The organism is Asticcacaulis sp. P2_B1, assembly GCF_056404915.1.
This window is the reverse complement of the sequence record NZ_JBFUDD010000003.1, coordinates 100253-125629: the sequence shown is the minus strand read 5'-3', so window position 1 is coordinate 125629 and position 25377 is coordinate 100253. Positions and strand designations below refer to the sequence as shown.

At 61.4% G+C, this 25377-nt stretch carries 20 protein-coding genes; 5 read left to right on the top strand and 15 right to left on the bottom strand.

Annotated features, from left to right (window positions below):
- Positions 1–32 precede the first annotated feature (32 nt).
- The gene (locus tag AC1DX3_RS09735) at positions 33–272 is read right to left on the bottom strand and encodes a hypothetical protein (protein WP_476989082.1); all 240 of its coding nucleotides are present in this window, start codon (positions 270–272) and stop codon (positions 33–35) included.
- The gene (locus AC1DX3_RS09730) at positions 269–2050 is read right to left on the bottom strand and encodes an amidohydrolase (protein ID WP_476989081.1); all 1782 of its coding nucleotides are present in this window, start codon (positions 2048–2050) and stop codon (positions 269–271) included. The genes AC1DX3_RS09735 and AC1DX3_RS09730 overlap by 4 nt, the downstream gene beginning before the upstream one ends.
- Before the next feature lie 55 nt (positions 2051–2105).
- Between AC1DX3_RS09730 and AC1DX3_RS09725 the strand changes: the two genes are divergently transcribed.
- On the top strand, positions 2106–3116 hold the full coding sequence (locus AC1DX3_RS09725) for a cupin-like domain-containing protein (RefSeq protein ID WP_476989080.1): 1011 nt from the start codon (positions 2106–2108) through the stop codon (positions 3114–3116).
- Positions 3117–3465: 349 nt separating this feature from the next.
- Here the strand turns inward: AC1DX3_RS09725 and AC1DX3_RS09720 are convergent, their stop codons facing one another.
- From AC1DX3_RS09720 to AC1DX3_RS09695, 6 genes are all read right to left on the bottom strand, one after another.
- Positions 3466–5514, bottom strand: a complete 2049-nt coding sequence (locus AC1DX3_RS09720; RefSeq protein ID WP_476989079.1) for a glycoside hydrolase family 97 protein — start codon at positions 5512–5514, stop codon at positions 3466–3468.
- 212 nt (positions 5515–5726) lie between these two features.
- Positions 5727–6767: a LacI family DNA-binding transcriptional regulator gene (locus tag AC1DX3_RS09715; RefSeq protein WP_476989078.1), complete on the bottom strand. Its 1041-nt coding sequence runs from the start codon at positions 6765–6767 to the stop codon at positions 5727–5729.
- Positions 6768–6855: 88 nt separating this feature from the next.
- The gene (locus tag AC1DX3_RS09710; RefSeq protein ID WP_476989077.1) at positions 6856–8322 is read right to left on the bottom strand and encodes a tryptophan 7-halogenase; all 1467 of its coding nucleotides are present in this window, start codon (positions 8320–8322) and stop codon (positions 6856–6858) included.
- Complete coding sequence (locus tag AC1DX3_RS09705; protein ID WP_476989076.1) at positions 8319–9824, bottom strand: tryptophan halogenase family protein; 1506 nt, start codon at positions 9822–9824, stop codon at positions 8319–8321. Before AC1DX3_RS09705 ends, AC1DX3_RS09710 begins: the two co-directional genes overlap by 4 nt.
- Before the next feature lie 75 nt (positions 9825–9899).
- Positions 9900–13346: a TonB-dependent receptor gene (locus AC1DX3_RS09700; RefSeq protein ID WP_476989075.1), complete on the bottom strand. Its 3447-nt coding sequence runs from the start codon at positions 13344–13346 to the stop codon at positions 9900–9902.
- 524 nt (positions 13347–13870) lie between these two features.
- A complete protein-coding gene (locus tag AC1DX3_RS09695) occupies positions 13871–14563 on the bottom strand; it encodes a TetR/AcrR family transcriptional regulator (RefSeq protein ID WP_476989074.1) in 693 nt (230 codons plus the stop codon).
- A gap of 168 nt (positions 14564–14731) precedes the next feature.
- On the opposite strand from AC1DX3_RS09695, the gene AC1DX3_RS09690 reads away from it, so the two are divergent.
- The 3 genes from AC1DX3_RS09690 (at position 14732) to AC1DX3_RS09680 (ending at position 17553) form a co-directional block, all read left to right on the top strand.
- Positions 14732–15703, top strand: a complete 972-nt coding sequence (locus tag AC1DX3_RS09690; protein WP_476989073.1) for a quinone oxidoreductase family protein — start codon at positions 14732–14734, stop codon at positions 15701–15703.
- Positions 15700–16245, top strand: coding sequence for a molybdenum cofactor guanylyltransferase (mobA, locus tag AC1DX3_RS09685; protein WP_476989072.1), 546 nt, complete (start codon positions 15700–15702; stop codon positions 16243–16245). The genes AC1DX3_RS09690 and mobA overlap by 4 nt, the downstream gene beginning before the upstream one ends.
- Before the next feature lie 66 nt (positions 16246–16311).
- Entirely contained in the window at positions 16312–17553 is a 1242-nt protein-coding gene (locus tag AC1DX3_RS09680) for a multidrug effflux MFS transporter (RefSeq protein WP_476989071.1), read from the top strand.
- Positions 17554–17668: 115 nt separating this feature from the next.
- Here the strand turns inward: AC1DX3_RS09680 and AC1DX3_RS09675 are convergent, their stop codons facing one another.
- Positions 17669–18586: a ribokinase gene (locus tag AC1DX3_RS09675; RefSeq protein WP_476989070.1), complete on the bottom strand. Its 918-nt coding sequence runs from the start codon at positions 18584–18586 to the stop codon at positions 17669–17671.
- A 94-nt stretch (positions 18587–18680) separates the two neighbouring features.
- On the opposite strand from AC1DX3_RS09675, the gene AC1DX3_RS09670 reads away from it, so the two are divergent.
- A complete protein-coding gene (locus AC1DX3_RS09670; RefSeq protein ID WP_476989069.1) occupies positions 18681–19313 on the top strand; it encodes a TetR family transcriptional regulator C-terminal domain-containing protein in 633 nt (210 codons plus the stop codon).
- 36 nt (positions 19314–19349) lie between these two features.
- On the opposite strand, the gene AC1DX3_RS09665 is transcribed toward AC1DX3_RS09670, so the two are convergent.
- The 6 genes from AC1DX3_RS09665 to AC1DX3_RS09640 form a co-directional block, all read right to left on the bottom strand.
- The gene (locus tag AC1DX3_RS09665) at positions 19350–20357 is read right to left on the bottom strand and encodes a glycosyltransferase family 2 protein (RefSeq protein WP_476989068.1); all 1008 of its coding nucleotides are present in this window, start codon (positions 20355–20357) and stop codon (positions 19350–19352) included.
- A complete protein-coding gene (thrS, locus tag AC1DX3_RS09660) occupies positions 20354–22300 on the bottom strand; it encodes a threonine--tRNA ligase (protein ID WP_476989500.1) in 1947 nt (648 codons plus the stop codon). Before thrS ends, AC1DX3_RS09665 begins: the two co-directional genes overlap by 4 nt.
- Before the next feature lie 144 nt (positions 22301–22444).
- Entirely contained in the window at positions 22445–22696 is a 252-nt protein-coding gene (yidD, locus tag AC1DX3_RS09655) for a membrane protein insertion efficiency factor YidD (RefSeq protein ID WP_476989067.1), read from the bottom strand.
- Positions 22697–22806: 110 nt separating this feature from the next.
- The gene (locus AC1DX3_RS09650) at positions 22807–23235 is read right to left on the bottom strand and encodes an iron-sulfur cluster assembly scaffold protein (RefSeq protein WP_476989066.1); all 429 of its coding nucleotides are present in this window, start codon (positions 23233–23235) and stop codon (positions 22807–22809) included.
- Between the two features lie 168 nt (positions 23236–23403).
- Complete coding sequence (locus tag AC1DX3_RS09645) at positions 23404–24294, bottom strand: WcbI family polysaccharide biosynthesis putative acetyltransferase (protein WP_476989065.1); 891 nt, start codon at positions 24292–24294, stop codon at positions 23404–23406.
- Positions 24295–24296: 2 nt separating this feature from the next.
- Entirely contained in the window at positions 24297–25370 is a 1074-nt protein-coding gene (locus AC1DX3_RS09640) for a GSCFA domain-containing protein (protein WP_476989064.1), read from the bottom strand.
- Between the last annotated feature and the right edge of the window lie 7 nt (positions 25371–25377).

Here is a 25377-nt window from a genome sequence, read left to right as displayed (position 1 = left end):
AAACCGGGTCCAAGCAGACGGGTCTCCGATGTCTACGTGACGCCGTCGCTGCCGTCTGGATACTTTTCCTCCAAAAGGAAAAAGGGTCGCGTGGCCTGGAATACAGATTTCCGCGAGACCTCTTCGACGGTCAAGCCCACAGGCGTTACCGAGAGCTTGACTTGCGACGGCAGCGGCTTGCGCGACTTGGGTTTGCGGAACCAACTACGGGCCAGAGGAAAGAACAAGACAACCGCGAAAGTGGCCATGCCGACATAAACCAGCCACATCATTGAAAACCGTCTTTCTGATAAACAATCTTGCCACCGACCATGGTCAGTTGCACCTGCGTGCCGGCGATCTGGTCGGGCGGGATCTGCATGATATTGCGATCGAGCACGATCAGGTCGGCGAACTTGCCGACTTCGAGCGAGCCCGTGACATCATCCTGATGCAGGCTGTAGGCGGCATTGCGTGTGATGGCGCGCACGGCCTGGGCGATCGTCAGGCCGGGGTCGATACCCAGGCGGCCGGGATATTTGACGGCGTCGTCGCCGATCGCGCTGCGTGTCACCGCTATTTGCAGGGCCTTCCATTCGTCAAGCGCGTCGACCGGCCAGTCGCTGCCGAAAACGATGCGCGTGCCGTAGAGCTGTAGCAGGCCGGCGGGTTCGGCCAGGGCAAAGCGCACTGGCCCGAGATAACGCGCTGCCTCGGCATTGAGATCGACCGCCGGCTTTTCCCATTGGAAGGACAGGACGGGCAAGGCGTTAAGGGCAGCAAAACGCGGATAGTCCGACGGGTCGACGATTTCATCATGGGCGACGGCCGGGCGGATATCGTCGCCGGGATGGACTGTCCGCATCGCTTCGATGGCATTCAGCGCCTCGCGCACCGAACCGTCACCGTCGGCATGCATGTGCGGATCGAGGCCGGCGGCCGCCAGCTTGATCAGGGTGGTGTCGAGCTGACTTTGCGTGAAATAGGGCGGCGGACCGAGATTTTTGCCGGGTCGCCAGTCGGGTTTGTCGGCGGTACCGACATTCTCGAAATAGGGTTGCAGCATGACCCCGGTAAAGGACGGCGCCGAATAGACGCCGTCGAGGAACAGTTTGGCCGTATCGACGCGCAAGGTCGGCGCCACGCCGACAGGCCCCTGGTCGAACTGTTTCTGTTGGCTCAACACCTCCGCGATGGCCTTGTCGGGATCGTAGTCGGGGCCGGAATCGATCAGCACGGCAAAATGGCCGCGCGCCGTCAACTGACCGGCCTTTTGCACCTTCGTGTAGGCCGTCATGGTGTCGATATCGGTATAGGCGTCGAGGAAGCTGGTGATGCCCTCCTCGCGCATGGCCTTGAGCGCGATCTGGGTGGCCTGGAGATTGACCTTCGGCGTCGGCGACGGCACGAGGGTGTCGACCAGGCTTTGCGCTGCGTCTTCGAGCAGGCCGGTCGGATTACCGTCCTTGTCGCGAACGATGACACCGTCTTTCGGGTCGGGTGTATCGCGGGTGATTTTGGCCAGGGCGAGACCCCGGGCATTGGTCAGGTTGGAATGGCCGAACGACGAATGGACCATGATCGGCCGCGTCGTCTTGACGCCGTCAAGGGCTTCATGGGTCAGGACGACACCGGCGGGCTGCATGTTCTGCTCGAACCAGTTGATGACGACCAGCCAATCGTTCGGCCCAGCGGTCTTGTCGTCATCGGCGCACTTTTGAATGCGCGCCTGAAATTGCGCGATCGTCAGGGCTTCGTAATTGAGATTACAATTCAGCATGCGCAGTCCGCCCGACTGTGGGTGCATATGGCCGTCGATGAGGCCGGGCATCACCATACGGCCGGCGAGATCGATGGTTTTCGTCTTGTGGCCAGTCATGGCCCTGGCGCCGGAATTATCGCCGACATAGACGATCTTGCCGTCGCTGACGGCGATGGCCCGGGCCGTACTGTCCTTGGCGTCGACCGTGTAGACATAGCCGTTGAGGAAGACCGTATCGGCCGGTTTCGGCCTTGCCGCCGCGGATGTCGCGATCAGTGCGAAAGCAAGGACAATCAGGTATTTACGCATCGAGCTCCCCGCCGAAAGACTGGTTCTTTGCGCGGGACTTTGCTACGCTTTTGTCATGAATGAAAAGAGCGAATTTGCCTTTCCGCATGTCGAGATCGTCGCGGGCGTCACGCCTGAGACCTTCGGGGCGATTTTCGAGCGCCAGACTCCGCTTGTGTTGAAGGGACTGGTATCGCATTGGCCGGCGGTCAAGGCGGGTTTGCAGGGCGCGGCGGTTCTGCGCGACTATCTCAAGCGGCTGGATGCCGGCAGGCCGACGACGGTGTCGGAAGCGCCGGCATCATCGGGCGGGACGTTCTTCTATGGTGACGATCTCAGCGAATATAATTTCAACAAGCGCGACCGAAGCTTAAGCGATGCGCTGGATCAGATCATCGCCAATAGCGCCCGTAACGATGCGCCGGTCGTGGCGATCCAGATGATCCCGACCCAGACCCATCTGCCGGGCTTTACCGCCGACAACCCCTCGCCTCTGTTGCCGCCGCAAGTCGGGCCAAGGCTGTGGGCCGGGGGACGGACGGTCAGCCAGACACACAATGACGGCGACCATAATATCGCCTGCGTCGTCGCCGGCCATCGCCGCTTCGTACTGTTCCCGCCGGAGCAGGTCGGCAACCTCTATATCGGACCGTTCGACCGGGCGCCGCCCCTGTCCCTGGCGCGGATCGACGCGCCCGATTTCGAACGGTTTCCAAGGTTTCGCGAGGCCCTGGCCAGTGCGCTGGTGGCGGAGCTGGCGCCGGGTGATGCTGTCTTCGTGCCGAAACATTGGTGGCACCACGTCACCTCGCTCGACGATTTCAATGTGCTCATCAATTACTGGTGGGGCAAGTCGCCGGCCGGGCTGGAGGATCCGTATATGACCTTCCAGGCGGCGTTACTGGCGATCAAGGACTTGCCGGCGGGCCAGCTCGACTACTGGCGGGCGATGTTCGAAACCTACGTCTTTGGTGACGGCGGGGCGGAACATATTCCGCCGGCTTTGCGCGGCCCCTTGGGGGCGATGGGGCCGCAGATGCGATCGCGCTTCAAGGACGAACTAAAGGCGGCTGTTTTGAAGGGATAGGCGCGATTCGGAGTAGTTGTGTCCGAAATCGAGGAAAATCGGCACTCCGAATGGCATACGGCCGATAGAATAAGGTTTCATAAGACCGAATACACCGACCATAGGCCTTTCGCCTGTCCGCCCTGTTTGGGAGATAGACGCACGGTCCACGGCCGCCAGTACGGTATTTTAATACCATTTTCCAAATGACCGACTTCTATTCGGAGCGCTGGTTTTCCTCGATTTAGGCCATAACTACTCCGAATCTCGCCGGCAGAGGCTATCGACGAGCCTTTAAACCACGCGTTTGCGCAAAAAAAAGGGGCGGCTCGGGACCGCCCCAGTGCGCACACACCAGTGTGTCGGGACGCTATTTCTTGCCTTTTCCTTGCGCAACGAAGCGGATGGCTTCGCCGCCGCCGGGCGCCAATTTCAAGGTCAGGGTATCGGTCGAGGTAACGGTCTGTTTTTCGATCGCAATGTCGAAACGGGCGTCGCCGCGATAGTCGGCGTGGTCGCCGTCGCGATAGATTTCGGCGACATAGGTGCGGCCGGGGTCGAGGAAGCTGAGCGGGGCGGTCAATGTCCGTGCATTCTCATCGGTAATCGAGCCGAGGTACCAGTTATCGGAATTGCGGTCCTTGCGGGCGAAGGTGGCGTAATCGCCGATCTCGCCGTTCAGCACCTGGGTGTCGGCCCAATCGGTCGGGACGTCCTTGATGAATTTGAACGGGCCGGGATATTTGGCGTAGTTTTCCGGCAGGTCGGCGGCCATCTGGATCGGCGAATAGAGCACGACATATTGCGCCAATTCGTGGGCCTGGGTCGCCTGGATCGGCTGGTTATGGCCTTCCAGTGACAGGACACCCGGTGTGAAGTCCATGGGCCCCGACAGCATGCGGGTAAAGACCAGGTTGGTTTCGTGCTCCGGCGGATTGGGCGGGTTGCCCCAGGCGTTATATTCCTGGCCACGGGCGCCTTCGCGCGACACCCAGTTGGGATAGGTGCGGCGCAGGCCGGTGTCCTTAGCCGGCTCGTGGCTGTCGATGGCGACATGGTATTTGGCGGCGGCCTGGAGGCTTTTCAGGTAATGCTCGACGCCCTGCTGGCTATCGGTATTGCCGTAGACAATGGTGCCGTCCGGAGCGGCGAATTGCGCGGCCCCGCCTTCGGCGACATAGCCGGTCTTGATCGAGTCGATGCCGAGACTGGCGTCCAGCTTATAGGCGTCATCCATCTGGGTTTCATAGTGAGCGATATTGCCGCCGGTTTCGTGGTGGCCGATCAGGTGAACGCCCTTCGATGCGGCATAGGCGGCCAGGCCCTTCAGGTCGAAATCAGCGGTCGGTTGGGTGAACGAGAAGTCCTTGCCGTCGCCGTACCAGACGCCGTCCCAGCCGACATTCCAGCCTTCGACGAGGACGCCGCGGAAACCGTTCTTGGCGGCGAAATCGATGTATTTCCTGGTATTTTCGGTCGTCGCGCCGTGGCGCAGGCCTTGCGCCCAGGTCGTCTTGTCGAGATGCATCTCCCACCAGATGCCGACATATTTATAGGGCTTGACCCAGGAGACGTCGCCCAGCTTGTTGGGCTCGTTCAGGTTCAGTTCGATGTTCGACATATAGAGGCCGGGCGCGGAATCGGCGATGATCATGGTACGCCACGGCGTGGTGAACGGCGCCTCACGATCGACGTTGGGGCCAAGTGATGACGGCGCCAATTGCGCGCGCAGGCGCTGGCCGTCGATGCGGCGGATCCACATGGCGGCATAGTCGACCAGGGCGGCCTCGTGGAAGGCGATATAGGTGCCGTTGTCGGTCTTGACGGACAGCGGCGTCATGGCCTGACCGACCTCGGCCAGAGGCGTCTTTTCGTACTGATATTCGAGATTGTAGAGCTCGCCAGCCGGCGCCCACCAGGCGGTAGCCGGGGTCGCGACGTCGAATTCGGTCAGCTCCTCGCTGATCTTGACGCCTTTCAGCTGAGCCTGGTCGGGGAATTCGTAGCGGAAGCCGACACCGTCATCGAAAATGCGGAAGACCACGGTCATCTTGCGATTGGCATAGGCTGATTGCACGACATTGACGCGGACTTCGTTATAGTGGTCACGGATGTAGCGGCGCTCGCCCCACGGCTGCTCCCAGGTATCGTCGTGGGTGTAGGACGTCGTCGACTCGAGGGCGAACTTGCCATCCAGTTTCGGCGCGTTGGTCAGGACGAAGCCGAGGCGCGATGGCGCAATGACCTCGGCGCCGTTCTTCTTGACCTCATAGGCCAGGCGGCCTTCGCCATCGATCGAGACGTCGACATGCAGAACCTTGTCGGGGGAATCGCCACTGGCGACGACATCGGCGAAAGCCGGGGCGGACACCAGGCAGAGGGCTGCGAAGATGAAGCTGGAATATGGACGAAACGCCATGGCGGAGGTGCTCCCTGGGCTCTGATTTTATTTTTTATGCCAAGTTTTTCTAACGCAACCGCTTGAACTGTAAAGCCCTGCGGACGAAATGCATACGTATTCAATGATAATCATCATATAAAGTGGCCGCGGCGCCACGACGCACGCGATGACTCGCGGTCGGCGCTACCGGACAGTCATGGGTGCAGGGGCTGTGCCCCTGCTGCCCCTGCCTATTGGATGTTACGATTAAGGCCGCCGCAGGATTCGCGGATAACCAGTTGGGTCGGCATGCGCGTGACATGGACCGGCTCGTTTTCGATCAGACAGCTCAGGCCGTCGATCAACGCCTTGGCGGCGGCTTCGGTATCCTGACGGACCGTGCTCAGCGACGGCGACAGGGAGTTGCATACCCACAGGTCATCGAAGCCCATGACCGAGACGTCTTCGGGCACGCGCAGGCCGCGTTTGTGCAGCTCCTGCATGGCGCCCATGGCCAGCATGTCGGTGGCGCAGAAGACGGCGTCGAACGATACGCCTTCATCGAGCATATGGTCGACCGCGGCGACGCCTTCCTGGCGATCGAGGAAGACGTCCTCGTGCAGCTTGTCATCGACCGCGAGGCCGGCTTCGCGCAAGGCGCGGCAATAGCCGTCATAGCGTTCCTTGAATTCCGGGTGTTCCGGCGCCGACTTGCCGAGATAGGCAATGCGTTGCCGGCCGAGGCCGATCAGGTGCTTGACGGCGGAATAGGCGCCGCCTTCGTTATCGGAACCGATGCACAGCTTGGCGCAGTCCGGACGATCGACGCCCCACACCACCCACGGGTCACCGACCTCGTTGAGGTATTCGAACTTGTGGGTATAGGCCTCATAGTCCTTGCAGCCGAGGAAGATAATCCCGTCGGCGCGGCGCGAAAAGCCGTAATCCGTGCCCCAGTCGTCGCTGGGCTGTTGCAGCGACATCAGGACGTCATAGCCCTTCTGACCGGCATATTTGAGGATGGAGCCGATCATCGGCAGGAAGAAGGGGTTGATCGGATTGATGCCGTCGAGGTCTTCGGAAATCAGCACGGCCAGGGTGTGAATTTTCTTTGACCGCATCTTGCGGGCGTTGACGTCGACCTTGTAACGCAGGGTTTCGGCGGCTTCCAGGACACGGCGCCGGGCGTCGTCGCTGACCAGGGGCGATTGCGACATGGCGCGGGACACGGTTGTCTGCGAAACACCCGCCATGGCGGCGATATCGAACGAGGTTGGACGCGGTTTACTCATAAAACTCCCTGACGCCTTTTTTTATCGTTGTGAGCCGGAGAGTATCGCGAGATACCGTTTCTGCCAAGGGTCGATAATTGAGACCTTCTCAGGTGCAGAAAATTTCGAGATAGGCGTCGTGGCCGTGGCTGGCCTCGACCTGGGTCTTGATGTGGCCGAGGACGCGTTTGATATGCGCCATCAGGTCGGCATCGGACACCGTATCCGCCAAGGGCTCATAGGCTTGCGGTATCAGGCCGTGGCCGAGGAAGACGGCCTCCCAGCTATCGGACGTAAACGTCTCCTGGTCGTCAAGCGGCACCACGGCCTGAGCGGCGAAGCTATCGAGCTTGCGTTGCAGGGAATCCGGCGGGACCACGGCGCGGGCGCGATCCCAGAAGCCGCCCCGGGCGTGATTGAGCACCAGATGGGCCAGTTGGAAATCGCGCATGCCGGCGAAAGTCTCCTGCATGAGACGGTTATATTCGAGGCTTTCCGGACCGTTCGCGGTGCGCGGAAACAGGGCCAGCAAATGGACAAGCCCTGTCTGCACCGCCTGCAAAGCCAGGCTATCGAGCGGATCGAAGGTACAGGCGGCTTCACCGATGGCGACGCAATTGCCGGCCCAGGCCTGGGCGCTGCGGCCGGGTTCCAACGGACTGACCACAGCGTCACCCAGGATCAGGCCGGACACGACCGCCGCGCCGCGCAGGGCATCGTCGTCGCTCTGGCCGCGACTGTCATAGACATGGGTGACGCGGGTGGCGTCCTGGGCGGCATAGAGGCCGAGCCAGCCCTGGGCATTGGCGCGGATTTGCCCGTAAGGCGGCAGGCTTTTCAGCCGCGGGCCGGCAGCCGACAGCACGCGATCGGCGCCGAACGACGATCGCCACGACTCGAACGGTATCTTGAGCGCCTGGCGCAACAACAGGGCGTCTGAACCGCTGGCGTCGATAAACAGGTCGCCGGCAATGCGTTGCCCCTGCCCTGTTGAGACCGCCGCGATATGACCATCGCCCCCGACATCGGCAGCGACGGCGGTTGCCGAGTGAACCACGATACCGGCGCGCAGGGCCGCACTTTTAAGATACTGCACATAGGCGCGGGCCGGCAGATGATAGCCGTAATCGGTGCGGGCGAAGGCCTGGGTGTCCTTGTCGGGCACGATAAACCGCCCCTGCTTGGCGGCAGCGGCGGTCAGGGAAAAGTCTTCGATGGCGACCGCCAATCCGGCCTGGCGGGCGCGGATATAGTAGGCCATGAACGGTACGTCATTGAGCCCGACGCCGTGACTGCCATAGGCGTGGAAAAAGGGCGCCGCCGAGACATTGACGAAGCTTTGGCCCAGCGTAAAGGCGCCGGCCGTAGCGCGCAGCAGGGCGTGTTCGTCGAAACCGAGCAGACGGTGAAAGGCCTCCAGCGCCGGCAGGGTCGGATAGATGTCCTGGTCGCGGACCAGGCTTGGCAGTTCGACGACCTCGACCTTGAGCCCGGTGTGTCCCAGAGCGTGGTGCAGGACATTGGCGCTCAGCCAGGCGGCGGCGTCGCGGCCGACAATGACGACCTTGTCGATCACGTGGCGGCTCCGGCATGATGATGGAGGGCGCTGGCATGGCTCGGCATGGTCTCGACGGCCGTGGCGATGCGGCGCTTCAACTCGGCCATTTTCGTTTCGATCAGGTCGAGCGGCAGATCGTCGGCCATGCGGTCATAATTGTCGGGCCGGATATCCTGGCCGACATAGACGGCTAGCCATGACGGTGGCGCGAACAGGCCATGGCGATAGGTCTGGATATAACCGCGAGCACGAAACAGCGCGATCTTCCGGCTCAGGCTGTCGGGGATCGGCATGTCGCGCATGTTACGCCAAAAGTCCGAATCGTCACGGCTGTTGGCGTGATAATGCAGGATGAGAAAGTCGCGGATGCGGTCGTATTCGGCGTCGACGAAGCGGTTGAACTCATCGCGCTGGCGCCGGACGTCGCCGCCGAAGCGGAGAAATTTCAGCAGGTTCTGGATGGCGATTTGCACGAGATAGATGCTGGTCGATTCCAGCGGTTCGAGGAAGCCCGAGGCCAGGCCCATGGCGACACAGTTCTTTGTCCACGCGGCCGTACGGCGGCCGGCCCGGAATGTAAGCAAACGTGGCTCGGCCAGGGGCTTGCCCTCGAGATGTGCCAAAAGGGTGTCGCGGGCGCGCTCTTCGCCGATGTGCCGGCTGGAAAAAACATAGCCATTGCCGGTGCGGTGCTGTAGAGGGATGCGCCATTGCCAGCCGGCTTCGCGGGCGGTGGCGCAAGTGTAGGGCGCCGGCGGGCCGACATTTTCCGTAGGCAAGGCCCAGGCGCGATCGCAGGGCAGCCATGCCGACCAGTCTTCCCACGGCCCTTTGAGCGTCTTGTCGATCAGCAGGCCGGCAAAACCCGAGCAGTCGATAAACAGGTCGCCTTCGACAACCTCACCCGATACCATGCGCAGGCCGTGGATATTGCCGCTATCGGGATCGAGCAGGACGTCGGTAACGCGGCCTTCGCTGCGGACGACACCGCGCGAAGTGGCGAAACCGCGCATATATTGGGCGTACAGCGCCGCGTCGAAATGATAGGCATAGGCGTAGGTCGCCTTGATCGAACCCGCATCCAGGGTGGGAAAGTCGAACTTGCCGGCGCGCGCCGCGGCGATGGCCATCGAATAGTCCTCGAGCGACCCGACCTCAATCCCGGCCTGCTGGGCTCGCAGCCAGTAATGATGGAAGTCGACGCCCGCCCAGTTCTGACCGAAGGCACCGAAGGGATGGATGTAGCTGTTGCCGGCCTTACCCCAGTCGCGAAACTCGATGCCGAGCTTGAAGGTCGCGTTTGTGGCGCGCATGAAATCGGCTTCGACGATGCCCAGTTTGTCGTTGAAAGTCTTGATGTGCGGCAAGGTCGCCTCACCGACCCCGACCGTGCCGATCTCATCGGATTCGACGAGGCGGACGGTGATACGCCCGGTCGCGACCAGGGACGACAGGGCTACCGCGCACATCCACCCGGCCGTGCCGCCGCCCAGGATAACGATCTGTCGTGGTGATGCCATCATACCCCTCTATCTCATAAAAACAGGGCGCGCTGCGATTTCCCGCAGCGCGCCCATGCTTTGTCTTACCGCACTCTAGTATTTGAAGCGAACACCGAACTGTACGCGGCGGTCGTTCTTGATCCAGCTCGAGTCGCGATAGACAGCCTTGGCGCCGGGGGTCGCCGAGGAGTCGCCGAAGATCTGCTGTTGCAGTTGGGCGGTCGTGCCGAGCAGGTTGCTGCCTTCCAGCGAGATTTCGATCTTGTCGCTGATCTTGTAGCGCAGCGACCCGTCGAGATAGCCGGCGGCCTTTTCGTACACCGGCAGGCCGATGATGACGTCGAGATTGTTGACGAGGAACTTCGAGCGCCAGTTATAGGCCAGACGGGCCGCGAACGGACCTTTTTCGTACAGGCCGACGATGTTGTAGCTGTCCTCCGAAATGCCGGCCAGCTTGTGCGAGTCGATAACGGCGGTGCTGAAATTGTTGCCGCCGCCGCCGGCACCCGTACCACCGTCATAGACCGGGAAATTGGTCAGGTTGGTGTTGTTGATGCCGCTTTGGACCACGTGGGTGTAGTTGGCCTGAACGCCCAGACCCGACAGAATGCCCGGCAGGAAGTCGAAGAACTGCTGATAGGCCACTTCATAGCCGCGCAGGGTTCCGCCGCCGTCATTATTGGCCGGGCCGGCGATGACGACCGGCACGGTGACGCCGTTATTGGTCGTTTCACGCACGGTCTTGCCGAGGCCGATGCCGCCGTTCAGGTGCTTGGTGAACAGGACGAAGGTGAACGAGCCCGTCTCCGCGAAGTAGTTTTCGTAGGACAGGTCGAACTGGTCCGCGCTGTATGGCGCCAGGTTGGCGTTACCCGAATTTCCGGCGAACTGGAAATTGTAACCGACGACATTGGCGGCCGTATGCGCGGCTGTCGGCGAGTTATAGATGATGAACGGCGACGAAGCCGAACCGTCGATCGCCGGCGCACCGATGTTGACGAAGTTCCGCATGATGCCGATATCGGGCCGCGCGATGGCGCGCGAACCGGACACACGGATGAACTGCTTGTCGGTCAGGCCGAAGCGGGCGCTGAAGCTGGGCAGCCAGTTACTATGCTTGCCGCCATAGGCCGTGGTCGACGAGCCGCCGTTGGAGAAGGCGAGCAGGTCCGGCGTCAGGTAGCAGGCGACATTGATAATGGCGCCCGGACGCAGCGGACCGCTGCACGGGCTGGCATTGACCAGGCTGGTGTACCAGTCGGATCGCGGGTAGACGACACCGCCGGTGCTGACATCCTCGGTTTCGACATAGCGAACACCGACATTGCCCTGGACGGTGATGCCGCCGAAGATCGTCTTGTCGGCGCCGCCGAACTTCAGCATGACATAGGCCGCGTTGGTCTTTTCCGTCAGGTCGAGCATTTCGCCCGAATTGTAGCACGAGCCCGACACCAGGCCGGAGCGCGAACACAAGGGGTTCCAGCCCTGGCCAAAGGCGGCATTGTTGAGCGCGGCTATGCTGAGCTCGTCGGCCAGACCTTGCTGGCTGCCTTCGCGGGCCGAGTTCGGGAAGACCAGGCCGGTATTCTGCAGAACGTGACCGTTGAAGAAGTCCGCGCCGAACCTGCCGGTTTCGACCAGGCCCGGCTTGTAGCCGTTGAAGTGGGTATCGTTACCGGCCGGTGTCCCGAAGGCGGCGCCCGGCGTGGCGCAACCATTGCCGGATTTATAATCACCCGGGCCATTGTCGGTATTGAAGAAGGCCGCGTCGCAACCCCAGTTGGCGTAGAGGCTGGACCAGTTGAAGGTCGAGTAGGACACCTTCTGGTCGCGCTCCGAATAACGGACGCCGGCTTTCAGGGAGTCGAGCCAGCCGTCGCTCTTGAAGCGATATTCGAGATCGGCCCGCACCGCCAGTTCGTTGGCCGAACTGTGGTCGAGGTGATCCTGCACGAAGGCATAATACCAGTTGTGCGGATTGGCGAGGCCGCCCTGGGCGTAGTTGTTGTTGACGTCCTTCGAGAAGCCGATGGTCGGGATACCGTCGCTGTCGGTCGAATAGGCGATATCCGACTGGGTCTTCGGGCTCAACAGGATGTCGTAGCTCTTCTGACCGGCCTTGATGTACTGGACGTCGAAATTGGTCTTCAGGTTGTCGGTCACGTCCCATTTCAGGTTGAAGGACACGTCTTGCGTTTGTTCGGCGCGGTCGAAGATACGGCCAGAGGTGAACAGGTTTTCACCCATCTGCTTGGGCCCGCAATCACCGCTCCAGTCGTAGCAGCCATTGACGAACGGGACGCCGGGCGCCACCGAGGCGTGATAGATGTTGGCGTCGGGATTGCTCGGATCGTTGCCGGCGCCCCAGTAGTCGATATGCTGAGCGATATTGCCGTGGGTCAGCATGCCGTCGGAACCGAAGGTCAGGCCGCCGGAACCGGCGACGGCTTCGGAGCTGTTGCCGCTGCTGATCGGGTTGAAGGCCGGCGCCGCCCACAGGTCGTGGAAGACCGGCTCGACCGTGCGTTCCGTCCACACATTGTGATAGTAGCTGTCGTTATATTGCAGGGTGGCGAGCAGGGTGTGCTCGTGGTTCTGCCATTGCGCCGCCAGCGCGCTGCCGTGGCGATGACGGTCGTAGCTGTTCGACGAATAGGTGACGTTCGACGGCAGGTATTGCCAGTCGGTGCCGCCGAACGGCGTCGAGGTACAGGGAATGCTGCCGTCCGAATTGACGATGACATTGCCGCTGCCGTCGGCATAGCCGCCCGAGCAATAGGTGGCAATGCGGCCCATGATGACGCCGTTGGTGGCGGTGACGACATGCGAATTGGCGTAATCGACCATCAGGCCGAATTCACCGGCGTCGGTATCCCAGCGGTCGCTGAACAGGGCGGAATAGTCGTAGGTCGACTTTTTCGAAATATCGCCGTAATTGGCCTGGGCCGAAACGGCCAGTTGACGGCCCTTGCTGTCGAACGGCAGGCGTGTACGCAGATTGACCGAACCGGCGATGCCGCCTTCGATCATGTCGGCCGTCTGGTTCTTGTAGGCATCGATGCCGGCCATCAGTTCCGGGGCAATGTCGCTGAAGTTAAGGCCGCGGGCACCGTCGGCCGAGAACGAATCACGGCCGTTGAATTCGGTGCGGACCTGGGTCAGGCCACGCACCAGCACGCCCGACGGCTCGGCGGAGAAGTGCGACGAGTCGTCCGAAGCGGCAAAGCGCGTGACGGTGATGCCGGGCACGCGCTGCAAGGCTTCGGCAACCGACTTGTCCGGGAAGGAGCCGATATCGGTCGCCGTGATCGAATCGACCTGGGTGTCGGCGTTCTTCTTGATCTGCTGCGCGCTCTTGAGGGCCTTGCGGACCCCGACGACGACCACTTCCTGGGCAGCGTCGGCGCTGGCGCTCGTGTCGGTGGCCGGCGCGTCCTGGGCGTGGACCGCCCCGGCAAGTGCGAAAGCCGTGAGAGCCAGCAGGGACACCCCGCCTCTTAAGCCCCGTCCCGAACCTTGCCGATACTTATACGTCTTCATATGTTCGTCTCCCTTGAGGCCGCATTGGGCGCCCCCGTGTTGGCGTTACCTTGATCCTGCCCCTTGGTCCGGTCGTGACGCCGAATACGGACTGCGGCAGGTATTCCTTTTTCAAGTCTTGTCTTCCAACACGGACGAGCGCTGATTTTTTTTGGCTAAGGTTCCGTCGCCGCGACGCCTTGCGACCCGCGACGACCGAGAAATGGAACCCTGCGAAACCCGTCTCTTGTAAGCTTTACTGTTTCTGACCCTTTGCGCGGGCAGCCACCGGCCTTCGAACCCCTGTTTGCCGATGTAAGAAGCTTTCGCCTCCTGTGTTGCCCGCCTGTTTTTATATTTGTCACCCGGCATGATATGACGTCCGCCATATTCATAAGATGATCATCATAATATAAACAGGTCACGCGCCAAGCCGCAAACCCTATTTTTTCAAGCCTGTAACAATGATGTGGAGCGTTTGCATAAATGCAACAATGCGCACCGCGGGTACCGCAGCGCGAAAAGCTCAGGTCACCAAGATGGGATCAGGAGTCGAGGCCGGCCTGGATGCGGGTAACGCGGTTGCCGGTCGGCTTGACCGGCGCGTCAGTCGTGACAGCTGCTTTATCGTCCGCGCTCTCATTCTGCAGGGCAAAGCCCAGCCGGGCGAAGATATTGGTCTCGACGCCGGCGCAGATCTGCTTGGCCAGGGCCGCCGATTTGACGCCGCGCGCCATGACGACCGCGCCGGACATGTCGGCCAGAAGCGTCAGGGCCTGGCTCATCGCCTCACCCGCCGGATAATGCAGGCGTTCGAATTCGGCGGCGATCAGACCGGCCAGCGCATTGACACCGGCTTCGAAACGCTTGCGCGCCTCGGGTTCCAACCGGCCGACATCGGCGCCGGTGGCGGGAATGGGACAGCCCTGGCCCGGCCGGTTGTAATGGGACGGCGACAGATAATAGGTAATGTAGTTGGTCAGGGCGGCTTCGGCGGTCAAGCCCTTGGTCTTGATGCGGAAACGTTCGCAGGTCCGCTCGAACATGGCGTCGATGGCATGTTCGATCAGGTCGTCCTTCGACTCGAAATGGGCGTAGAAGCCACCGTGGGTCAGACCCTGGCGCTTCATCAAGGTTGCGACGCTGAGGCCATGCGGCCCCTCTTCGCGCAGCATGATGGCGGCCTCGGTCAAAAGCCTTACCCGCGTCCGTTCCTTGTGCTCGCCGTCGTAACGCATCACTGTCGCCGCAAAAAATTTCGCCCTCCCAGTTATCTGCATATGTTTAGCGCTAACACAAGCAGGGCGACCGGGTTTTTTAACAGTACGGAAATGTCGTTACCGAATTGCCATGGACTTTTTCCGCGGCGGCACCATGTTTCACGGCGACGATAGAGGAGACACAATATGGTCACGGCGATTCGCATTCACACCACCGGCGGCCCCGAGGTCATGCAGGTCGAAGAGGTCGAGGTCGGCGCCCCAACCGCCGGCGAGGTTCAGGTCCGCCATACGGCGATCGGCGTCAATTTCATCGACACCTATTTCCGCTCGGGTCTTTATGCACAAAAGCTGCCCTTCACGCCCGGCAATGAGGCCGCCGGCGTCGTCGAAGCCGTGGGTGAAGGTGTCAGCGAGGTCAAGCCCGGCGATCGCGTCGTCTATCTCCACAGCCCTGGCACCTATACGCAAAAGCGAAACGTTCCGGCTGAAAAGCTGGTCCCCATTCCCGACGGTATTTCCGACGAGGTCGCCGCCGCGGTGCTGTTGAAAGGCCTGACGGCGCAATATCTGTTGCGACGGACCTTTAAGGTCGATGCTGGACACACCATCCTGATCCACGCCGCCGCCGGCGGGGTCGGGCTGATCGCCGGTCAATGGGCCAAGCACCTGCATGCGACCGTGATCGGCACGGCCGGTTCGGCCGACAAGGTGGCTTTGGCCCTGAGCCATGGCTATGACCACGTCATCAATTACCGGAGCGAGGACTTCGTGACCGAGACCCTGAAATTTACCGGCGGCAAGAAGCTCGATGTGGTCTATGATTCCGTCGGCAAGGACACCTTCCCCGGCTCGCTCGATGTGCTCAAGCCGCTCGGCCTGTTCGTCACGTTCGGTCAATCGTCCGGACCGATTCCGCCATTCGATATCGGCATTCTCAATGCCAAGGGCTCGTTGTTCATGACGCGGCCATCGATCTTCGCCTACAACAATACGCGCGAGCTGCTGCTCGAATCGGCCGGCGAAATGTTCGGCCTGATCGCGCAAGGCGTGCTCAATATCGCGGTCAACCAGCGCTTCGATCTCAAGGACGCCGCCAAGGCGCACGAAGCCCTGGAAAGCCGGGCGACGACCGGCGCCACCGTGTTGATCCCATGAAGGCCGTCATCCTCGCCGGCGGGGCGGGCAGCCGCATGGGCGGCAACAAACCCTTTCAGCCCTACGGCAAATCGACTTTGATCGAAACCGTGATGGCGCGTCTCAAGCCCCAGGTCGGCGAGGTCGTGATCAATGCCGGCGCTCGTGGGTCCGCTCTCACCCTGCCGTTGTCCTGCCTGGGCGTGCGCTTGATCCACGACGATCTACCGGACCTGGGTCCGCTCAGCGGCGTCCTCAGCGCCTTGCAGTTCGCGCAAGCGGCCGGCGATACCGCCGTCGTCACCGCGCCCTGCGACATGCCGGAACTGCCGGCCGATATGGTGGCGCAACTGACCGCGAGTGACGGCGATATCGTCTGTTTTGCCGGTGTCCGCGACTATCCGTTATGCGCCCTGTGGCGGGTCAGAGTCTTGCCGGCCTTGCAGGCGGCCCTCGAGACCGCCGACGGCGGCTTGCCGGTCATGCGTTTTCTCGACAGCCAGACGGTTGCGCGTGTAACTGTTACCGACGAGACGGCATTTGTGAACTTCAACCAGCCATAATTTCTTGTGCGCCGCAGCATTTTGACCGATAGAGGGCGCGAAACCTTTTTGTGATAAGACTGCTGAATGTCCGCCCCTGCCACCATCGTCAAGGAACTGCCGCCGCAACCGGCGCCGCGTTTCGTCGAATTCGTCGGCCTGATCGCCAGCCTGATCGCGCTGGGCGCATTAGGCGTCGACGCCATGCTGCCGGCCCTGCCGGCCATGGCGGTGTCCTATCACGTGCAGAACGCCAACAGCCTGCAATGGCTGATCGCCGCCTATTTCCTCGGCACCGGTATAGGGCAACTGATCTTTGGATCGTTGTCGGATTGGCTGGGGCGAAAACGCGTCCTGATGGCCGGAATCGGCGTTTACGTCGTCCTGATGCTGATTGCGCCGTTGGCACCCAATCTGGAGGTCCTGATCGTGCTGCGCGCCCTGCAAGGCTGTGCGGCGTCGTCAGCCAGCGTGGTGACGCGCTCGATCATCCGCGATTTGTATTCGGGCGCCACCATGGCCAAGGTCATGTCGATCAGCTTCATGATCTTCCTGTCGGTGCCGATCCTGGCGCCCAGCTTCGGCCAGCTCGTCCTGCTGATCCTGCCATGGCAGGCCATCTTCCTGATCATTGCCGCGGCCGGCATGCTGGTCCTGATCTGGGCGTGGATCCGCCTGCCCGAAACCCTGGCGCCTTCTCTGCGCTTCAGGCCCGACCTGGCGCATTTGAAGCGCGTGGCGTTTTTTGTCGTCACCGAACCGTCGTCCTTGTTCTACAGCCTGGCCGTCACCTTCCTGATCGCCTCGCTGCTGACCTATGTTTCCCTGATGCCGCAGATCTTCGCCGTGGCCTTCGCCAAGCCGGAATTGATGGCGCCGGTCTTCGCGGCGTGCGCAGCGACCATGGGCGGCGGTGCTTTGCTCAATGCGTCCCTGGTCGAACGCCTGGGGTCGCGGCGCATATCGCATATCGCCCTGTGCACCCTGGTTGGGTTGACGGCGGTCCACTTCGCATGGGCGGCATTGGGTTATGAAACCATTGTCAGCTTCGTTATCCTCCAGGCCCTTACCATGGGGTGCTTCAGCCTGACGACGTCGAACTTCGGCGCCATCGCCATGGAAAAGGTCGGCCACGTCGCCGGCACCGCCGCTTCGATCCAGGGCGTCGTCACCTCGGTTGGCGGCTCATTGGTCGGCGGCTATATCGGTCAACATTGGGACGGCCACGTCGCCCTACTGCCGTTCGGCGCCTGTTTGTGCGCGGTCGCGGCCCTGGGCCTGGTGGCGATCGGTGAAAAGGGCAGGCTGTTCAAGCGGCTGGTGTCCTGAATCTGACTCTGGCAAATTTCAGATTCAATAGGACACCAGAAATTTTTGAGTCCAGTATCGTTTTGAATTCGAAGTTCGCTAAGCGCCCGATATCAAAAGGATGCGAACTTCGAATTCACGATACTGGCGGCTGCGCAGCCATAAGGGCGCGGACCTCGGCTTCCGCCGGGGCCGCATTGGCCGACGGTTTGGTGACCGACAGGGCCGATGCCGCCGACGCGAAGCGCATGGCGTCGAGCAGATGGTCGCCGTGGACCAGCCGCACCGTCAAGGCGCCGTTGAAGACATCGCCGGCGCCGGTGGCATCGACGGCCTCGACCTGAAATGCCGGCAGACGATGCAGCTGACCGTCTATCAATGCCGCGCAACCTTGGGCGCCCAGGGTCACCAGAGCCTGTTTCGCCTTGAGTTGCCCTAGGGCTTTGATGAGGGACGCGTCATCCTGACCGGCAATGCCGGTGAGTTTCGCAAGCTCGGTTTCGTTCGGTGTGATGATATCGGCGAGCGGGAAAAGGTCGACGGCCTCCATATCGACGGGCGCGGGATTGAGCACGGTCAGGACGCCGTGAGCGCGGGCGATCTCAAGAGCGCATCGGATGGTGTCGCGCGGCACCTCATGTTGGACGATCACCGCGTCGGCCGAGGCGATCAGGTGCGTTGCCGCTTCAACGGCCGCGACGGTCAACTTCGCATTGGCGCCCGGCGAGACGACGATCATGTTCTCGCCATTGGCCGCCACCAGGATATTGGCGACTCCCGTGGCCGTCCCGCGCAGGCGATCGACATGGGCGATATGCACGCCGTTACTGTGCAAAAAGACGCGAGCTTCTTCGGCGAAACTGTCACCGCCGACGGCACCGACCATGTGGGTTTCAGCGCCGAGACGGGCGCAGGCGACAGCCTGGTTCAGCCCCTTACCGCCGATGGCCGTGGCAAAACCCTCCCCCAAAATGGTCTCATTGGGCCGCGGCAGGGCGGCGACGTCGATGATGAAGTCGACATTGATGCTGCCCACGACGACAATCCGCTTCACGGGCATTCTCCCTGAATCCGATATCAAAACAGAAATTTAGCAGGTTTTTCTGATCACGCTTTCACTTTTTTGCGTGACGGTTTAGGCTAAAGGCATGGCTCCGGAACCGATCAAGAAACCGTCCCGCATCAAACAGCGCAACGAGGCGCGGATCCTGGATGCCGCCCAGCACGTTTTTGCTGCCCACGGTTTCCACGGCGCCACCATCGATGCCGTGGCAGAGCGCGCCGGCATGTCCCAGCCCAACCTGCATAACTATTTCAAGACCAAGGCCGATCTCTATGCCGCCGTGCTGGACCAGACGCTGAGTCTGTGGCTGGAATTGATCGACGATCTCGATGCGGCGGGCGACCCGGCGGCCGAACTGCGCCGCTATATCGCGCAAAAAATGGAAGCTTCGCGTCAGCATCCAGAAGCGTCGCGCGTCTTTGCCAACGAGATCCTGCAAGGCGCGCCGGTGCTGAAAAACCATCTCAAAACACGGACGCGCGACAATGTCCGCCAATTCGCCGCCGTCATCGAGGCCTGGGTCGCGGCGGGGCGGTTGCGTCCGGTCGATCCCTATCACCTGATCTTTCTGATATGGGCCGGTACCCAGCACTATGCCGACTTCTCCGCGCAGATCAAACTGATCATGGACGTACCGAAACTGACCAGGAGCCATTTCACGGCGGCGGAAGAGTCGATTGTTTCGATCATTCTGGACGGCTTGATCGTCAGGGCGTGAACCACGGAACCAGCAGGGTTGCGTGGTTAGACCGGCCTACTCCGCCGGGATGTTTTCGTCTTCGTCGTCGCGGAGACGGGCGCGGGTCAGGGCGCGGGTGACGGAAACCGCCATGATGACCGGCGCCAGCAGGAAGACATAGGCCTTGCGCCAAAAACCCTTGGCGCGCTTGTTGAAATAATAGACCAGGCCCAGGCCCTTGTTCCATTCGACGAACAGGGGCTCGACGCGCGAGGTATGGCCTTCGTGCACGACCTCGGCCTTGGGGTGGAACAGCACCGTGCCACCGGATTCGCGCGCCCGCCAGCACAGGTCGACATCCTCGACATGCAGGAAGAAGTGCGAGTCGAAGCCCTTCAGGAGCGCAAAATCACGCTTCGAGACGGCAAAACAGGCGCCGGAAATCGTCGGCACCGGCGACGGCTTTTCCGGCAGGTCGTGGAATTCGTAGTGGATTTCGAACTTTTGCCACTCCGGCACCAGCTTGCTCAAACGCGTCAGGGCGAGAAGCGTCGTGACCGGCGTAACCTCGCCACGGCGGGCGCCGCGTTGTTCGGTCATGTCGGGATTGAGCAGGCGCGAACCGACGATACAGGGCGAGGGCTGGCCCTTGGCTGACTGGATCAGGCGCTTGATGCAATCGGGCTGCAACAAGGCGTCGGGATTGAGGAAAACCAGCCACGGCTGGTTAGCCAGGTGGGCGCCGAGATTGGCGGCCTTGCCGAAGCCGATATTGCCGTGGCCCTGAACTAGCAGAATGTGATCGTACTCGTCCTTCAGGTCGCGCAGCTTCTTGCCGACCTTTTCGGAGGAGCCGTTGTCGATGATGATGAACTGCTTGACCTGGGGCTCATTGAGCACGCGCTCGATACTGTCGAACAAAACCTTGCCGGTGTGGAAAACCACCATGATCACGCTGACGCCATCGACCGCCTCGTCATAAGGCGAGATATCGAGATGCGGCAGAACGAAATACTGGGCCTCGCTGGTGGCCAGTTTCCGCTCTTTCAGCAGCTCGATGATCGATGGCGGCAGGTGGTTCATGAGTGTACCTGACCTTCAGCTTCGCGCAAATCGGGAGCCGTTGCATCGCGATTCAACCGTTGGGCGGCGTCAGCGATGGACAAAACGGTCTGGCCCTCGCTGCCGAGGAAGCGCAGGGCGACCTCGCCGGTCTCGGCTTCCTTGCGGCCGACAACGGCGATGACCGGGACCTTGGCCAGCGAATGCTCGCGGATCTTGTAGTTGATCTTTTCGTTGCGCAGGTCGGTATCGACGCGCAGACCGACGGCGCGCAGTGCCTTGGCGACCGTCATGGCGTAGTCGTTGGCGTCCGAAGTGATCGGCGCGATGACGACCTGGACCGGGGCCAGCCACAGCGGGAACTTACCGCCGTAGTTTTCGATCATGATGCCGATAAAGCGCTCGAACGAACCGAGGATGGCGCGGTGGAGCATAACCGGACGCTGACGCGAACCGTCTTCGGCGACATATTCGGCGTCCAGGCGCTCGGGCAGGACATAGTCGAGCTGGAGCGTACCGCAGGTCCATTCGCGGCCGATGGCGTCCTTGACGATGAAGTCGAGCTTGGGGGCGTAGAACGCGCCGTCACCTTCGGCAATGACCACTTCGACGCCGGCCTGGCGCGCGGCTTCGGCCAGCATGCCTTCGGCCTTGTCCCAGAATTCATCGGAACCGGCGCGGACCTCGGGTCGCGTCGCCAGATTGATATAGGCGGTTTCCATGCCGAGATCGGCGTGAATCAGGCGCGTCAGACGGACGAATTTTTCCGTCTCCTCGACGATCTGGTCCTCGCGGCAGAAGATGTGGGCATCGTCCTGGGTGAAGGCGCGCACGCGCATCAGGCCGTGCAAGGCGCCGGACGGTTCATAGCGATGGCAGGCGCCGAATTCGGCCATGCGCATCGGCAATTCTTTATAGGAACGCAGACCGACCTTGAAGATCTGGACGTGGCCGGGGCAGTTCATCGGCTTCAGCGACAGGATCTCGCCTTCGACCGTTTCGCAGACGAACATGTTGGGGCGATACTTGTCCCAATGGCCGGATTTCTCCCAGAAGCCCTTGTCCAGAACTTGCGGCGTCTTGACCTCGACATAGCCGGAGCTGTCGAGGCGACGGCGCATATAGGCCTCCAGCGTCCGCCACAACTGCCAACCCTTGGGGTGCCAGAAGACCATGCCGCGGCCCTCTTCCTGCATGTGGAAGAGGTCCATCTGGCGGCCAAGCTTGCGGTGATCGCGCTTCTCGGCTTCCTCGATGCGCGTGATATAGGCCTCGAGATCGGCGTCGGTCGCCCAGGCGGTGCCGTAGATGCGCTGCAGCTGGGCATTATTGTGATCGCCGCGCCAATAGGCGCCGGCCAGCTTGGTCAGCTTGAAGGCCTTGCCGATGAACTTGCTGGTCGGCAGGTGCGRCCCGCGGCACAGGTCCTTCCAGTGGTCGCCGTGCTTGTAGACCGTAATGGTGTCGCCGGCCGGCAGGTCGCGGATGATCTCGGCCTTATAGGTCTCACCGATGGATTCGAAGTGGGCAATCGCGTCTTCGCGGTCCCAGACTTCGCGGACGATCTTTTCGTCGCGGTCGACGATTTCCTTCATCTTGGCTTCGATCTTGACGAAGTCGTCCGTGCTGAACGGCTCTTCGCGGGCGAAGTCGTAATAGAAGCCGTCCTCGATGGCGGGACCGATCGTGACCTGTGTACCGGGGAAAAGTTCCTGAACCGCTTCGGCCAGGATGTGCGCCGTATCGTGGCGGATGACTTCCAGCGCCTCGGGGGCGTCGCGCGTCAAGATTTCCAAAGCTCCCCCCTGCTCAAGCGGTCGATCCAGATCAAGTAACGTTCCGTCCAACTTGATCAGGACGGCCTTCTTGGCGAGCGATTTTGACAGGCTCTCGGCAATGGCTCTGCCGGTTGTCCCCCTGTCGAAGCTGCGGACGGCGCCATCGGGGAACGTCAAGTCTATCATCATCTTAGTCACTTCTCAGCTGGCGACCTGTAGCCCTTACGGCGGGCTTCATCGCGCAATATTTAAAATAAAGATTCCATGTGGTCTTGGACGACCAGGGGAATTTTACGCAGGACCGTGCCACGGCAGACACGGGGTTTATGGTTACTTGTCACCTTCAGGCATGCCGCCTTTCAGCGGCACAGGATCGAAACCGGAACCACCACCAGGACGGCAGCGGCAGATTCGCTTGATACCCAACCACGACCCCATAACAGGACCGTGACGGATAAGGGCTTCCGCGGTATATTCCGAACAGGTCGGCCTGAAGCGGCAGGCCTGTCCGATATAGGGTGACAACGTCAGCTTGTACGCCCGCAAGGCGGCGCGCACGGAACGCTCATAGAGACCGGACATAGTCACCCTTGCGGTAAAAAGCTGAGCAGCATCAACCACGTACGCGGAAAGTCCCCAAACCCGCGTACATTCGAGCCTATTTTGGCCGCATTTGCAAGTGCCGGGGGACATTATTCATGGTGCAGTGCCGCAATTGCCTCACTAGTCGCCTCGATGGCTAATAAAGTCGAGGCGTGGCGCGCCGGGTAATCCTTGACGCTGGCCAGGATTTTCAGGTCGTCGAAACGTTCGGGAAAGTTGTAATCGCCGCCCTTCAGCATGGCGCGCATGGCATCGCGAGCGGCAAAGAGCTCGGTGCGCGTGGCGCCGACGACATGCTGGCTGACAATGGCCGCCGCCGCCTGGCCCAGGGCGCAGGCCTGGACCTGCTGGGCAAAATCGCTGACCGTGTCGTCCGTCATGTTGAGTTCGATATGGATGGTCGAGCCGCACAGCTTGGCGACCTTGTCGGCGCTCGCCTGGGGCGCCGTCAGATGACCGACGTGTTCGAGCTGGGTGGTGCGGCGCAAGATTTCGCGGGAATAGAGTTCGTCGATCATAGGAGCCGTCCCAAAGGAGCCGTTCGGGCAATCGCCCGACTGTGAATATTCCAAGCCGCATCTAATGCGGCTTGGCAAGGGCGCCACACCTGTAAAAAGAATGGCCGCCGCCGCCGATGCGGCGAGCCATCGGCGGGGGCGCCCAGCCGTCTGAGCTAAAAAATGGCCCTAACCGAACAGTGCTTCAAGCTTGGCGCGCGTTTCTTTTATCACTGGTGTTTCCAGCTTTTCGCGATCTGTCTGGGCATAGAGCTCGAAACACTGCCCCATATAATCGGTAAACGTCATGTCGCGTGTCTCGCCGCGCTTGACCAGCCATTGGCCCTTTTTGAAGGTCATCGAGCCTTCGACGCCGGCGCGCTTGGCGAGAGCCGGATAGACCGGCCAGCAGAAGCTTTCGCCAAGATTGTCGGGCACGCCCACGGGCAAGGCGGTGTCGGCCGGGATAAGACCGATCCGCGTGTAAAGCTGGTGCAGCAGGGTCGTCAGGACGACGATATGCGGATGGTTGGACATGTACATAAAGGCCCCGATCGTCTCCAGCCAATGATCGATCACACCATCGGCCGCATAGCCGTGACGCTTGAGATTGATCTCGGCCGCCGCCTTGGCCGCGGCGAAGGCATCGAAATAGCCAAGCTCGGAGCAGATCATGGCGTTGTAGAGAGTCTGGGTTTTCTTGACGTCGTAGCCCATGAGGAAAGCCGCGACGGCGATCTTCGAGTGGAAGTCCGTGTGCGGAGCAACAACAAGCCCGCCATTGTGGACCAGATAGGTCAGGTCGGGGTGGAAGCCCGGGAAGACGAAGGTCGGCAGAAAATGAGCATTGGGATGGTTGGCCTTCAGGCTGTCCATCAAGAGCGGCTTGGCGTTAGGGTCGGCGATCTGCGAGATGACCAGGTCAAAACCCTTCAGCTTTTCGAGCAATTCGTCAGCGGTATCGGCCGGATGAACGCCGAAATGCCAGGCCGAAACCTCGGCATCGGGCAGGAAACGCCGGCTGGCCTCGGACAGGCCGACGACCTGACAGCCGCCGATAATCGCAATCGTCTTCACCATAGTCAGGACCGGATCTCTATCTGCTCTTCGTCGCAGATCACCGCTTCCAGCCGTTCGATATCGGCCAGTTGCGCGGCAACCAAGGCTTCGCTTACCGCAGCCGGGGCGGCATGGCCAGCCCCCTCACCCGTCTCGCGCAAATAATGCGCTGCAAAACGGCTCATGACGTAGTCGACGCCTTCGGGCCGGACCTCGCGCAAGTCATCGGCCCAAAAGGCGCCGCGGGTGTGCGGTCCGGTGATCATCTCATAGGACGGGAAGTAGTCGACAAAGTCGTGGGCGTCGGCGGCCATCTGGGCGACAACGCGCAGGGCCGACTTGGAATAGACGGTGGAGGTCAGGACGTGGCGGTCTTCATAGGTCGCGACCAGAGCCACCGGCGACACGGTCAGCATGACGCGCACCGAGGGGTTGACCTTGCGCAGGGCCTTCAGAAAGCGCGTTAGGTCGGCGTCCATCTCAGGCACGGTGAAATTGTGGAACCCGTAGGCATCGACATCGAGCCCGTCCGCCACCACGCCCGGCACCAGCGGAAAAACCGCGCCGTCCGTTTTCGCTTCCCAACCCTCAGTCAGGCCCAGCGTAAAGACCAGGACATCGCAATCTTCGAAGACGCTGCGCACGGCCGCGAAGTGCGCCTCACGGTCGGCCAGCAGGTCGGATGGCATGGCGTAGCCGCCGGCCTGGATGCGCGGTCGGAAGGGATCGACGAAGCGGCCATCCTCGCGTTGCCAGACGACGTCCTCCGGGTCGAACAGACCGTAGGCGCGCTGGAACAGTTGCCATAACTGGCGCACCGTATAGACATTGCCGTAACGCGCCGAATAGGTGCCGTAATTTTCGTCTTCGCAAAAACCGAAGGCCGGCTTGTCCTCTGGGACGAAATAGCCGAAGCCGAGGCGTCCGAGGGTGCGCGAAATATGCTGGGCAAAGCAGCTGCCGGCGGTGGCGATCTTGTCGGTTCGACCGATGGTAAAGCGCGGACGGACGATGGGATCGACCTCGGTCGCGGCACGTCCCCCGACGCTGCGTTTCCAGAACGACTGGTCCGGCTTGCCGGCATAGGGGTTATGCATCTATTTC